The organism is Tateyamaria pelophila (assembly GCF_019966495.1).
Lineage (GTDB): Bacteria > Pseudomonadota > Alphaproteobacteria > Rhodobacterales > Rhodobacteraceae > Tateyamaria > Tateyamaria pelophila.
In genome coordinates this window covers 1-12,495 of sequence record NZ_JAIMIA010000016.1, presented here as the reverse complement: position 1 = coordinate 12,495, position 12,495 = coordinate 1, and the positions used below count along the sequence as shown (strand labels likewise).

Below are 12,495 nucleotides of genomic sequence, written 5' to 3'. Positions count from 1 at the left end.
TGCTACACCTGCTCCAACTCGACAAGACAGCCGTTGAAATCCTTGGGATGCAGGAACAGAACGGGTTTGCCATGGGCACCGATCTTGGGCTCTCCGGTGCCCAGCACGCGTGCGCCAGAGGCTTGCAGATGATCGCGCGCGGCGATGATGTCGTCGACTTCGTAGCAGATGTGATGAATACCGCCCGACGGATTCTTTTCCAGAAATCCGTTGATCGGGCTGTTGTCCCCCAAAGGATACAGCAATTCGATCTTGGTATTAGGCAATTCGATAAAGATCACAGTGACCCCGTGATCAGGTTCGTCTTGAGGCGCGCCGACCGTCGCCCCCAAAGCACCGCGATACTGGGCGGCAGCGGCGTCGAGGTCGGGCACGGCAATGGCCACGTGGTTCAGTCGTCCGATCATGGTCAGGCTCCTTTTCATGGGCGTTGCGCCCTTATCGCCAAGGTGAATGGCACGTGCAAGAGGACGCGTTAACGCCCTGTTATCCATCCGCGCGTAACGATTGGGGTGCGCCACAAGTAGGAGGATGTGATGGATTCGACAGACCCGTTCAAACCAAATTACCCCGCGCCCACTGCAATGCGCCCCTTGTTGGGCCTCACAGTGCTGGTGATCGAAGACAGCCGCTATGCGTGCGAAGCGATGCGACTGCTATGTTTGCGCAGCGGTGCGCGCATAAGACGCGCCGATACGCTGCGGTCAGCGCGCAGACATCTACAGGTCTATCGCCCGAGTGTGGCCATCATCGACCTTGGCCTGCCGGATGGCAGTGGTACGGATCTGATACGAGAGCTCGCCCAGGCGAGCCCAAGACCCGAGGTCATCCTCGGCACCTCCGGTGACGACACTGGCGAGGCCGCTGCGATGGCCGCCGGGGCAGACGGGTTTCTCGCAAAACCCGTTACCGCATTGGCCATTTTTCAGGATCGTATTGTTTCAAATCTCCCCGCGGATCGGCGCCCAAGAGGCCCACGCGCCGTGGTTCAGGACGTCGTCCAACCAGACCCAATCGCCTATCGTGACGACATGGCGCATGTGGCAGATGTGTTGGAGAGCGCGACAGACATCCGCACGCTGGATTACATCGCTCAGTTTCTGGGCGGAGTGGCGCGAAGCGCGGACGACAACGCCCTGATCATGGCCTCTGATGCTTTGGCCGCCTAACGGGCGCGCGGGGGGTCTGCCGCATCCGAGCTCGCGACTGTGGCCGGACTGGTTCAGGAACGGCTGGCAGAAAAGATCGCGATCTGACCCCGCTCAGCCGGTCAGCGCAGGATCATCCGCCACACGCACCAACTGCGTAAGGTCCCTAAGGCTTTCGACCTGCCTTCCTGTAGCGTCGAAGTTCGACGGTGCAAGCCACGCGCCAAACGCTTCTTTCAGCGCGGGCCATTCGGAATCAATGGCGGCGAACCACGCGGTGTCCCGATTGCGGCCCTTCACGACAGTCGCCTGCCGGAAAATGCCTTCGTAGCTCAGGCCAAAGCGTTGCGCGGCACGCCGAGATCCTGTGTTAAGTGCATCACATTTCCATTCAAAGCGGCGGTAGCCCGTCTCGAATGCCCAAGCCATCATCAGGTAAATCGCCTCGGTCGCCGCGCGGGTCCGTTGCAAGGCCGGACTGAAATTGATGTGACCCACCTCGATACTGCCCGCCTGCGGCGCGATGCGAAGATAGCTGGCGACGCCCTCGAATGCACCGGTGTCACAGTTTTTGACGGCATAGAACTGCACATCAGGGTCGGCTTCGGTTTCACGAACCCAACGGTGATATTTCGAAGACGACGAGAACGGCCCGTATGGCATGTAATCCCAAACGTGGTCATGCCCGGCAAAAAACTGATACAGCAGAGCGGCGTGATGTTCGGCGACAAGCGGTTCGAGCCTGCAATATCGTCCCGTCAGAACCTGCACGGCATCGGGGACCGGCGGCGGCGTCCAGTTCACAACAGGCTTTGCATTCACTTCGTAGACTGAGGTCATGACAGGACGTTAGGCGCACAGCACCGCAAGGCCAAGCAGTTTTGAGATCGCCCTATAACAGCAAACCGGGATTGGGACCCATCTCGACCCCCGGAAAGATCGACCCTTCGATGGTCGCACGATCCAACCCTGTCAGGCCCTGCATGACCCAAGCCGCGTGCGCCCGCACATCACCCGTCGGCATGACATCACGGTCCTGATATAGAGCACCTTCGCCCAAACCGGGCCAGTCGCCAACCACGCGCCCGCCCCGAATGGCACCCCCGGCCAGCACCATGAGCCCGCCCGTTCCATGATCGGTGCCCTGCGTTCCGTTCTGCCGCGCGGTCCGGCCAAATTCCGTCATCGCGACTACGGCGGTTTTCTTCCACGTGTCCCCGCGCATCTTGTCCTTGAGGGTCAGAAGTGTGTCGGAGAGTTGGCCGAGAGCACGCGGCAATCCGCGGCTCTGATTTCGATGCGTGTCCCATCCGTTCAGGCTAAAGGCCGCGATCCGAGCGTCGTTCGACAATTGCGCGGCGGCGAACTCGGCAATCTGGACATGACCCGGTGTGCCGTTCTCAGAGCGCCCTAAATCCGCTTCAGACAGCAATTGCGCCTCGGCGAGGGCCGCATGCATGGCCGGATCAGACTCCGTGATCAACTCCATAAGGCGCACCGCCTGCGGGCTCAGCCGCAAGTCGGCGCCCGGCGCCCAATTGGCAACCTCCGCCGCCCCCCGCAATACCTGCATGTCGCCGCGCCCGATGGCATAGGCCGTCCGCGCGTGGACGCCCGGTACCGATAGCAGCATCCGATTCAGCCAACCGTCCCGAGCACCGTTGAGGTCGTTCGTGCCCGCTTCCAGCAGATCCTGACCGTCGAAATGGCTGCGCTTGTTGCGATAGGGCGTCGAGACCGCGTGCACAAAGCTCAGTTGCCCGGCCTGCCACATCGGCATCAGGGGCGCGAGGCCGGGGTGCATCGCAAAATACCCATCCAGATCCAGCGCACCGTTTTCCGGCCCTCCGGACAAGGTCGTGCGCAAGCCGCGCAACGCCGGATCGCCATAAGGTTGCACCACGTCCAGACCGTCCATGCCGCCGCGCAAAATGATCACAACCAATCGATTGTCCCACGGTGTCTGGGCAAAGCTGACGGGCGTCACCAAGGGGCTGGCCGCCAACGAGCATCCGATAAAGCCCGAACGCAAAAGGAAATCACGGCGAGACAAGGAAGATGACATGGGCAGGCTCCTTACCGGCGTTGAAATTGGGGTGACATCAACACGAGGCCAATCCCTTCGCGTTTGCTTTCCGCGGCCGAGGCCGCGAACCGCACCGTCTCGTTTGCGTGATCCCCGAGCGCGGACACTGCAAATTCACGTGGATCGGGAAGTGCTGGAACAAGTCGAATAGGGATGCCCATGGCCCATTGCACGCGCGTTGCCAGACCCTGAGGGGTGATCCAGTATTGATCCTCTTCGGGCCAACCGTCCGGACCGGGTGGCCGCTCCCACGGCTGACCCATTTCGACCAGTCGATTGATAAAGATTTGATAATAGTCTTTGTCCTTTAGCCCTTCAAAACCGGATGCAGGCACGCCCAATGCACGAACCGCAGACGAAATGAAATCGATCGGTGGCTTGTAATTGACCAGTTCCGGATCCCAGGAAGACGGATGACCTATGAGCACCTCATAGACGGACATCAGATCGCCGTCGCTGGCCTCAAAGGTCTTTTCGATCTGGCGCACCAGATCCTCATCCGGGGAATCAGACACAAAATGCACCGCGAGCTTTCGCGCAATGTGCCGCATCGTGGCGGGATGCGCTGCCAGATCGTTCAGCACGTCGCGGACCGGGGCCACGTTGTAGGCATCCGGATAGCTTTTGCCCAAAATCGTTTCAGCGCCGGGTTCTACAAAGTCTTTGCGAAACTTGAACCCGTTTTTCGGTTGAAAGGTCATGCCGGTGAAAAGCTCGGCCAGTTGCGTGACGTCCTGTTGCGAATAAGGGCCACCAACGCCAAGCGTGTGCAATTCCATCACTTCACGGGCCAGGTTTTCATTCAGGCCGGGGGTCTGCCTGGGTCCCATTTTCCGGGCACGTTCACTGAGCGGCCCCATGGACTGTGTTTGATCCAGATAACTCAACATCAGCGGGTGCATCACGGCCGCTTGCAACAGATCCCCAAAGCGACCTGAGATGTGCGGGCGTATGGCGTCCTCGATATAGGGGGACGTCGCCCGGCGCACGACGCCGCTCTTGCCCAGTGCGGTGAAGTGATCCGCCCAGAACGCGACAAGGCGCTCACGAAAGGCCGTTTTGGTATGGGCCCGTCGCAGCATCGTTTGACCCAGCCATTTATGCATCGCGATTCGCGCGTCTTTGTTCAACAGATTGCGTTGTTTCTTTGCGGCCTCCGCCTCTGGCGTCCCGCGCTTCTTCCGTCTGATCACGCCTTGTTTCTGCGCCGCCACCATGCGGTTTTGAAACTCGGTGAACGGCTCGATCGGGAATTGCTCGACAATCTCGTCCGGGCCGCGCAGCCCATCAAGCATGGCTTTCGGGCTGGCGGGGCCGGGCACCAGAGGGGAAAGCCCGTATCCAAACCGGATTTCTGCCAATTGAGGATCAAATTTCAGCACAGCGCACGCTCACCCGTTACGTCTGACTGAAATATAATGTGGGTCGGCGCATTTTGCACCGACCCACGTTCACAATTCGGCAAGCGTTTGCCTAGTCCTGCGGAATGACGCGCAATCCCAATTCCATCAGCTGATCGCTGGTGGGCTCGGAGGGGGCATCCATCATCTGATCTTCGGCCCGTTGGTTCATCGGGAACAGGATGACCTCGCGGATATTCTGCTCTCCGGCGAGCAGCATGACGATCCGGTCGATCCCCGCAGCGCAGCCGCCGTGCGGTGGTGCGCCGTATTGAAACGCGTTGACCATGCCACCGAACCGCTTGCGCACCTCGGCTTCGTCATAGCCGGCAATCTCGAAGGCCTTGAACATGATCTCGGGGCGGTGGTTCCGGATCGCGCCGGACACCAGCTCATAACCGTTGCAGGCCAGATCGTATTGATAGCCCAACACCTCGAGCGGATCACCTTGCAGCGCGTCCATCCCACCTTGCGGCATGGAAAACGGATTGTGCTCAAAGTCGATCTTGCCGGTTTCCGCATCTGCTTCGTAGATCGGGAAATCGACGATCCAGGCAAAGGCAAACCGATCTTGCTCCGTAAGACCCAACTCTTCGCCGATTACGTTGCGCGCACGACCGGCGATAGCCTCGAACGCTTTCGGTTTGCCGCCGAGAAAGAAGGCCGCATCGCCGATACCCAAACCCAGTTGCTGGCGGATCGCTTCGGTGCGCTCGGGGCCGATGTTCTTGGCCAGTGGCCCTGCGGCTTCCATGCCGCCTGCGACTTCACCGGACTTCAGTTTGGCTTGCGCCTCTTTCACCGGAATACCCATTTCCTGAGCGACGGCATCAGCCGTCTTTTCGCGCCAGAAAATATACCCCATCCCGGGCAAACCCTCTTTCTGGGCATAGGCGTTCATCCGGTCACAGAACTTGCGGCTGCCGCCTTTGGGCGCGGGAATGGCGCGGATCTCGGTGCCGTCCTGTTCCAGCAGCTTGGCAAAGATGGCAAAGCCGGAGCCTGCGAAATGCTCGCTCACGACCTGCATCTTGATCGGGTTGCGCAGGTCGGGCTTGTCCGATCCATACCAAAGGGCCGCATCGCGGTAACTGATCTGCGGCCACTCTGCATCGACAGCCTTGCCGCCACCGAATTCTTCGAAAACGCCCGTCAGCACCGGCTGGATCGTATCGAACACATCCTGCTGGGTAACAAAGCTCATCTCAAGGTCGAGCTGGTAAAAATCTGTAGGCGAGCGGTCCGCCCGCGGATCTTCGTCGCGGAAACAGGGCGCGATCTGGAAATATTTGTCAAAGCCCGACACCATGAGCAGTTGTTTGAACTGTTGCGGGGCCTGCGGCAGGGCATAGAACTTGCCCGGATGCAGCCGTGACGGCACCAGGAAATCGCGCGCGCCTTCGGGCGAGGACGCGGTGATGATCGGCGTCTGGTACTCACGAAAGTCCTGATCCCACATGCGCTTGCGGATCGACGACACAACGTCTGACCGCAGCTTCATGTTGGCTTGCATCTTTTCGCGGCGCAGATCGAGATAACGGTAAGTCAGGCGGGTTTCCTCAGGGTATTCCTGATCGCCGAACACCATCAGGGGCAGTTCTCCGGCGGGGCCGAGCACTTCGAGGTCGCGGACGTATACTTCAATCTCTCCGGTGGGCAGCTTGGTGTTGATCAGGCTCGCGTCGCGCGCCTTGACCGTGCCATCGATGCGAATGCACCACTCGCTGCGCAACTTTTCCACGTCGGCAAATACCGGGCTGTCGGCATCGCACAGCACTTGCGTCATGCCGTAGTGATCCCGCAGGTCGATAAACAGCACGCCGCCGTGGTCGCGCACGCGGTGCACCCAGCCCGACAAGCGAACGGTTTCGCCCACATTGGCCGATGTCAGCGCAGCGCAGGTGTGAGAACGGTAAGCATGCATGTGTTTATCCCTATCATGGCCCGGGGCCAGCCCGGTTCGAATATCGGCGCAGATACACAGTTCACGACCGGGAAAGTCAAGGCAACAAAGGGGATTTGGCCGCGATATACGAACCCGCCTTGCCATGTTATGAATTTCCAAAAGGGAGGTGCAGATGACAGACAAGGCCGCGAAAGGGGACGCCATACGCCGCAAAGTCCTGGGCGATGCCCATGTGGACCGCGCCGCTGCTGCGTGCACACCACTGGATGAGCCGTTTCAGCAATTGATCACCGAAGGGGCGTGGGGCACCGTCTGGGCCAGTGACGCGATCAGCTTGCGAGAGCGGTCCATGCTGACTTTGGCGCTGTTGGCCGCGACCGGGAATTTCGAGGAAATTCCAATGCACATCCGCGCCACGGCGCGCACCGGGGCAACGCCGACGGATGTGGCAGAGGCCTTTCAGCACGTGGCGATCTACGCAGGCGTCCCGCGCGCGAACCATGCACTGAAACTGGCCAAGCAGACCTATGCAGAGATGGAGTGCGAAAATGAGTGACGGCGCATTGTTCCACCGGGATCGAAATTGGCAACCCAAGGGCCTGACGCCCGATTATAAAACCAGCGTCGTTCGATCTCCGCAGCGGGCGCTTTTGTCGATGAACACCACCCTGAGCGAGGAAACCGGGCCGGTTTTTGGGCATGATATTCTGGGCCCGTTGGACAACGATCTGATCCTGAACTTTGCCCAACCGGGAGAAATGGCCATAGGACAGCGTACGATTGTACATGGCCGTGTGCTCGATGAAAACGGACGCGGGGTGCCCGGTGCCTTGCTGGAGTTCTGGCAGGCCAACGCGGGTGGCCGGTATCGCCACAAGAAAGAGGGCTATCTCGCGCCGCTGGATCCGAACTTCGGCGGCTGTGGACGTACGATCACCGACGATCAGGGGGGCTATCGTTTACGGACGGTGAAACCGGGGGCCTATCCCTGGCCCAACGGGGTGAATGACTGGCGGCCAGCGCATATCCATTTTTCCGTCTTTGGACCCAGCTTTGGCCAGCGGCTGATCACGCAGATGTATTTCGAGGGTGACCCTCTGATCTGGACATGCCCGATTGTGGCAACGATCACAGACACGGCGGCGGTCGAACAACTGATCGCGCCATTGGACATGAACAACACCGTTCCGATGGATGCACGCGCCTACAAGTTCGATATTGTATTGCGAGGACGGCGCTCAACCCTGTTTGAAAACCGGATGGAGGGAAACTGATGCAAAAGCTTGACCACCTCAAGGAAAGCCCATCGCAGACCGCCGGTCCTTACGTCCACATCGGCTGCGTCCCGAATTTTGCGGGCGTATCAGGGGTATATGACAGCGATCTGGGCAGCCCGATGGTGCAGGATGGGGTCAAAGGGGAACGGATTAGTGTGTCAGGCACCGTTTTTGACGGGACAGGCACGCCGCTGCGTGATGCCCTGATCGAGATCTGGCAAGCGGATGCCAATGGCATCTACGCCGCAGGCGATCCGCGTGGCGCCGGCGATCCGAATTTTACCGGCTGGGGTCGGACGGCCGGGGACAGTGCAACCGGCCTTTGGTCGTTCGAGACAATCAGGCCCGGCGCTGTGCCCTTTCCGGACGGGCGCATGATGTCTGCCCATATCAGCTTCTGGATTGTCGCCCGTGGCATCAACATCGGCTTGCAGACGCGCATGTATTTCCCTGATGATCCCACACTGGAAAGCGACCCCTGGCTGACACGGATCGAACATCAAAACCGGGTACAGACGCTGATCGCCAAACAAACCGGGCCGCACCGTTTTCAGTTTGATATTCACCTTCAGGGGGCGAACGAAACCATCTTTTTCGATGTGTGAATAAAAAACGCGGGCCACCTGACCCGCGTTTTTCAGGTTACGAAACGGTGTCGGCTCAGACGAGGTCGAAACGGTCGGCGTTCATCACTTTCGTCCACGCGGCGACGAAATCGGCAACCATCTTTTCGGCATTGTCGTTCTGCGCGTACACTTCGGCATAGGCCCGCAGGATCGAGTTTGAACCGAACACAAGGTCCGCGCTGGTCGCAGTGAACTTGGTGTCACCCGTGGCGCGGTCGCAGATCTCGTAGATCCCGTCCGGGCCGGGCTTCCACACATACGCCATGTCAGTCAGCGTGACAAAGAAGTCCTGCGTCAACTGCCCCACCCGGTCGGTGAACACGCCGTGGGCCGTTCCACCGTGATTGGTACCCAGCACCCGCATGCCGCCCAGCAGCACGGTCATTTCCGGACCGCTCAGGCCCAGCAATTGCGCGCGGTCCAGGAACATGTCCTCGCGGCTTTTGTTGGCACTGTCAGAGTGCCAATTGCGGAACCCGTCCGAAGTAGGCTCGAGCACGTCAAAGCTGTCGACATCCGTCATCTCGTCCGTCGCATCACCACGTCCCGGGCTAAAGGGCACTTCAATGTCAAACCCAGCAGCCTTCGCTGCCGCTTCGACACCCATGTCGCCCGCCAGCACGATCACATCGGCCACGGATGCACCGGTTTCAGCCGCGATCGGCTCCAGCTTGGCCAGAACAGCATCCAAACGCTCAGGCTCGTTGCCGTCCCATCCACGCTGCGGAGCAAGACGCAGACGGGCCCCATTGGCCCCGCCCCGTTTGTCCGAAGCTCGGAACGTCCGGGCACTGTCCCAGGCGGTCGCGATCATGTCGGACTGGCTGAGGCCCGCAGCCGCAATCTTGGCCTTGACCGCAGCGACATCGTAGTCGGTGCTGCCCGCAGGAACCGGATCCTGCCACAGCAGGTCTTCGGCCGGCACGTCTGGCCCGATATAGTTGACCTTCGGCCCCATGTCGCGGTGGGTCAGCTTGAACCACGCCCGTGCAAAGGTGTCGCGGAAATAGGCCTCGTCCGCCATGAACTTTTCGCAGATCCCGCGATAGATCGGATCAACCTTCATCGCCATGTCCGCATCCGTCATCATCGGCATCCGGCGCACCGACGGATCGGACGCATCAACCGGCATGTCCTCTTCCTTGATGTCGATTGGCTCCCACTGGTGGGCACCGGCGGGCGATTTGGTCAGTTGCCACTCATATCCGAACAGCAGCTTGAAATAACCCATGTCGAACTTGGTCGGCTCGGTCGTCCACGCCCCTTCGATCCCGGATGTCATCAGCGAGCTTGCCTTGTCCGTCTGATCCGGATTGGCCCAACCAAAGCCCTGCGCCTCAAGGCCCGCGCTCTCCGGCTCGGCGCCCAGCGCCGTAGCATCGCCATTGCCGTGGGCCTTGCCAACGGTGTGACCACCAGCCGTCAATGCGGCCGTTTCGTCGTCGTTCATCGCCATACGAGCAAAGGTCTCACGGACATGCAAAGCCGTTCTGGCCGGGTCCGGAATGCCGTTCACACCTTCGGGGTTCACGTAGATCAGGCCCATATGGGTAGCAGCCAGGGACTCTGTCATGGTCGACGTGTCGTCGAGGTCGTTGTAGCGGTTCTCCGACGGCGCAAGCCACTCGTCTTCCTCGCCCCAGTTGATATCGGTCTCGGGCGCCCAGATGTCGGCACGGCCAAAGCCGAACCCAAAGGTCTTCAGACCCATCGATTCGTAAGCAATGTTGCCGGACAACAGCATCAGGTCAGCCCAAGAGATCGCATTGCCGTACTTCTTCTTGATCGGCCACAGCAGGCGGCGGGCCTTGTCCAGGCTCGCATTGTCCGGCCACGAGTTCAGCGGGGCAAAACGCTGGTTGCCCGTCGATCCGCCGCCGCGTCCGTCATAGGTGCGGTACGTGCCCGCCGCGTGCCACGCCAGACGAATCATCAGGCCACCATAATGGCCCCAGTCCGCAGGCCACCACGGCTGGCTTTCGGTCATCAGCGCATGCAGGTCCGCCTTCAGCGCTTCAACATCAAGCCCCTTGACCGCCTCACGATAATCAAAATCAGGGGTCATCGGGTTGTTGGAGTTGCCGTGCTGGTGCAGCACATCCACTTTCAGAGCATTTGGCCACCAGTCTTCGTTGGTACGTCCGCCAAATGTACTTACAAGGCTCGCGCCGTGCATCACCGGGCATTTACCGCCAATGTCGTTTCCGTCCATGGTTCTCTCCGATCCGTTATACGTTATTTATATTCTTGTCTGAACATACACCCAACTTGGAATGATTCTAGACTTGCGTCCAAATTTTTCGGCGAACTGCGATTTCAGATCAACCGAAAGGCGTTTGTTGCGAGTCGCAATGGCTGTAGGTCCCCCCAGATTGCGAAACAGATAGCAGAGTGTTGCGATAGACTTAAGTTGCATTTTGTGATTACATTCATAGTCTGAGATTATGGATACCATCACACTCAAACAGTTGCGCTATTTCGAAGCCCTTGCCCGCGAGGCGCATTTCGGGCGGGCGGCGGATGCTTGTGCGATTTCGCAGCCCGCGCTGTCGGTCCAGATCAAGGAGCTTGAAATATCCCTTGGTCTTGCGTTGTTCGAGCGCGGCCCGCGGCATGTACGTCTTACCGCTTTCGGAGAAGAGTTTGGTCAGCGCGCGCAAACCATCCTGCGCGCGGTGGACGAGTTGGGAGATTTGGCGCGTGCGGCAACCGCAGGTCTGGGCGGACGTCTGCGCATCGGCATCATTCCAACGATCGCACCTTACCTGCTGCCAAGGCTGATCGCCGATCTTGCCCGCAGACATCCCGATCTGGATATCCACATCCGGGAGACCGTCACATCCCGGCTGATTGCAGAGTTGCAGGCGGGTAAAATCGATACGGCCATTCTGGCTTTGCCGATCTCCGATCCGTCCCTGACGGAAATCGACTTGTTTACCGAAGACCTCGTCTTGATCCGCCCCATAGGTGACAGGGACTTGCCCGCACCGGACCAGGCCGCGCTGCGCGACATGCGCCTGCTGCTGCTGGAGGAAGGGCATTGCTTTCGGGATCAGACCCTTTCCTTTTGCAACTTGGGAGGGTCACGCCCGCGAGAGGGGCTGGATGGAACCTCGTTGTCGACGCTGGTTCAAATGGTCGGGGCCGGCATCGGCGTGACCCTGATCCCTGAAATGGCGATCGACGTGGAAACCAAAGCGGCGCCCGTTCATATCGCCCGCTTCCAGAAACCGCGGCCGACCCGCACGGTGGGCATGGTTTGGCGCAAGAGCAATCCTTTGGCAGATCAGCTGACGCAATTGTCGGGCATCGTCCGCGCCTGTGCCGCGCCGACATAGCAGACCCGATGCACGCGTTGCATCCCCGAAGCCGTTCAATTGCTCGAAAACAGAGCGGGCAAACACTTTGCCAGCCAACGCCGGAAGTGTTTGGAAATCTGGTTTTGTGACCCGCAAGATGCAATCCCTGCGAAACGGCGGCCCCGAAACACGCGCGCTCCACAGATTTCATTACAGATTTGCCGAGTTTGCCTTGATTACTGATACCAACCCGCATTCCCCAAGTAGATCTCTGATTTCGCTGTCTTGAACGTGATATTTTCTATATATATCATGGCGTTGGTTGCTGCGGAGGATGTGTTTCATGGATCACCCAGAGGGTGCGGGCTTGCAGCGGGCAGATCGTGTGGATTTTGACCCTCGCGTGCGGCTGGAATTCCGGGGCGCTCAGCTCAGTTCGGATGGCGGCCTTCTGGTGATGCGCGAGCTTGATGACGCGCTCGGTCTGTCCAATCTGGCGTCTGCTGCCCTGTGCGATAATCGCCGTGGCAAGAACACGATCCACCGGCTCGACGGGCTGTTTCGGCAATCGGTCTACGGCCGGTTGGCAGGATACGGGGACGTCAATGACGCCGACCGTCTCGCGCTCGATCCCGTGATGCGCCAGGTTGTCGGTGGCCGTGCCGTCGATGCGCATGCCGCATCCACGTCGCAGATGGGCCGGTTCGAGACCGAGGGACTGGCGACCGCAGAGAACCGGGCGGCTCTGTCTGA

General features: G+C 59.8%; 11 protein-coding genes and 1 pseudogene. 6 read left to right on the top strand and 6 right to left on the bottom strand.

Annotation, left to right across the window (positions count from 1 at the left end):
- Positions 1–2 precede the first annotated feature (2 nt).
- A complete protein-coding gene (gene mce, locus LC354_RS07500; protein ID WP_223422551.1) occupies positions 3–407 on the bottom strand; it encodes a methylmalonyl-CoA epimerase in 405 nt (134 codons plus the stop codon).
- A 129-nt stretch (positions 408–536) separates the two neighbouring features.
- Here mce and LC354_RS07495 point away from each other — a divergent pair.
- Positions 537–1,256, top strand: a pseudogene (locus tag LC354_RS07495) (response regulator).
- A 6-nt stretch (positions 1,257–1,262) separates the two neighbouring features.
- Here LC354_RS07495 and LC354_RS07490 read toward each other — a convergent pair.
- From LC354_RS07490 to aspS, 4 genes are all read right to left on the bottom strand, one after another.
- Complete coding sequence (locus LC354_RS07490; protein ID WP_223422539.1) at positions 1,263–1,988, bottom strand: GNAT family N-acetyltransferase; 726 nt, start codon at positions 1,986–1,988, stop codon at positions 1,263–1,265.
- A gap of 52 nt (positions 1,989–2,040) precedes the next feature.
- Positions 2,041–3,213, bottom strand: a complete 1,173-nt coding sequence (locus LC354_RS07485; RefSeq protein WP_223422537.1) for a DUF1501 domain-containing protein — start codon at positions 3,211–3,213, stop codon at positions 2,041–2,043.
- 11 nt (positions 3,214–3,224) lie between these two features.
- Positions 3,225–4,616, bottom strand: coding sequence for a DUF1800 domain-containing protein (locus LC354_RS07480; RefSeq protein WP_317849278.1), 1,392 nt, complete (start codon positions 4,614–4,616; stop codon positions 3,225–3,227).
- Positions 4,617–4,707: 91 nt separating this feature from the next.
- On the bottom strand, positions 4,708–6,558 hold the full coding sequence (aspS, locus tag LC354_RS07475) for an aspartate--tRNA ligase (protein ID WP_223422536.1): 1,851 nt from the start codon (positions 6,556–6,558) through the stop codon (positions 4,708–4,710).
- A gap of 154 nt (positions 6,559–6,712) precedes the next feature.
- Between aspS and pcaC the strand changes: the two genes are divergently transcribed.
- The 3 genes from pcaC to pcaG are packed head-to-tail and all read left to right on the top strand — an operon-like array spanning position 6,713 to position 8,422.
- A complete protein-coding gene (gene pcaC, locus LC354_RS07470; protein ID WP_223422534.1) occupies positions 6,713–7,096 on the top strand; it encodes a 4-carboxymuconolactone decarboxylase in 384 nt (127 codons plus the stop codon).
- Positions 7,089–7,814 (top strand): protocatechuate 3,4-dioxygenase subunit beta, encoded by a 726-nt coding sequence (pcaH, locus tag LC354_RS07465; RefSeq protein ID WP_223422532.1) that lies wholly within the window; start codon positions 7,089–7,091, stop codon positions 7,812–7,814. The genes pcaC and pcaH overlap by 8 nt, the downstream gene beginning before the upstream one ends.
- Positions 7,814–8,422: a protocatechuate 3,4-dioxygenase subunit alpha gene (pcaG, locus tag LC354_RS07460; RefSeq protein WP_223422531.1), complete on the top strand. Its 609-nt coding sequence runs from the start codon at positions 7,814–7,816 to the stop codon at positions 8,420–8,422. Before pcaH ends, pcaG begins: the two co-directional genes overlap by 1 nt.
- Before the next feature lie 55 nt (positions 8,423–8,477).
- Here pcaG and katG read toward each other — a convergent pair whose 3' ends face one another.
- Positions 8,478–10,655, bottom strand: coding sequence for a catalase/peroxidase HPI (gene katG, locus LC354_RS07455; RefSeq protein ID WP_223422529.1), 2,178 nt, complete (start codon positions 10,653–10,655; stop codon positions 8,478–8,480).
- Between the two features lie 232 nt (positions 10,656–10,887).
- Between katG and LC354_RS07450 the strand changes: the two genes are divergently transcribed.
- Positions 10,888–11,781, top strand: a complete 894-nt coding sequence (locus LC354_RS07450) for a hydrogen peroxide-inducible genes activator (protein ID WP_223422528.1) — start codon at positions 10,888–10,890, stop codon at positions 11,779–11,781.
- A 304-nt stretch (positions 11,782–12,085) separates the two neighbouring features.
- Positions 12,086–12,495 (top strand): transposase (locus tag LC354_RS07445; RefSeq protein WP_223421634.1); only part of this gene is annotated, 410 nt, incomplete at its 3' end.

Bases quoted from the DNA above. Each gene is read 5' to 3' on its own strand.
- mce (WP_223422551.1), bottom strand. From the start codon at position 407: ATGATCGGACGACTGAACCACGTGGCCATTGCCGTGCCCGACCTCGAC.
- LC354_RS07490 (WP_223422539.1), bottom strand. From the start codon at position 1,988: ATGACCTCAGTCTACGAAGTGAATGCAAAGCCTGTTGTGAACTGGACG.
- LC354_RS07485 (WP_223422537.1), bottom strand. From the start codon at position 3,213: ATGTCATCTTCCTTGTCTCGCCGTGATTTCCTTTTGCGTTCGGGCTTT.
- aspS (WP_223422536.1), bottom strand. From the start codon at position 6,558: ATGCATGCTTACCGTTCTCACACCTGCGCTGCGCTGACATCGGCCAAT.
- pcaC (WP_223422534.1), top strand. From the start codon at position 6,713: ATGACAGACAAGGCCGCGAAAGGGGACGCCATACGCCGCAAAGTCCTG.
- pcaH (WP_223422532.1), top strand. From the start codon at position 7,089: ATGAGTGACGGCGCATTGTTCCACCGGGATCGAAATTGGCAACCCAAG.
- pcaG (WP_223422531.1), top strand. From the start codon at position 7,814: ATGCAAAAGCTTGACCACCTCAAGGAAAGCCCATCGCAGACCGCCGGT.
- katG (WP_223422529.1), bottom strand. From the start codon at position 10,655: ATGGACGGAAACGACATTGGCGGTAAATGCCCGGTGATGCACGGCGCG.
- LC354_RS07450 (WP_223422528.1), top strand. From the start codon at position 10,888: ATGGATACCATCACACTCAAACAGTTGCGCTATTTCGAAGCCCTTGCC.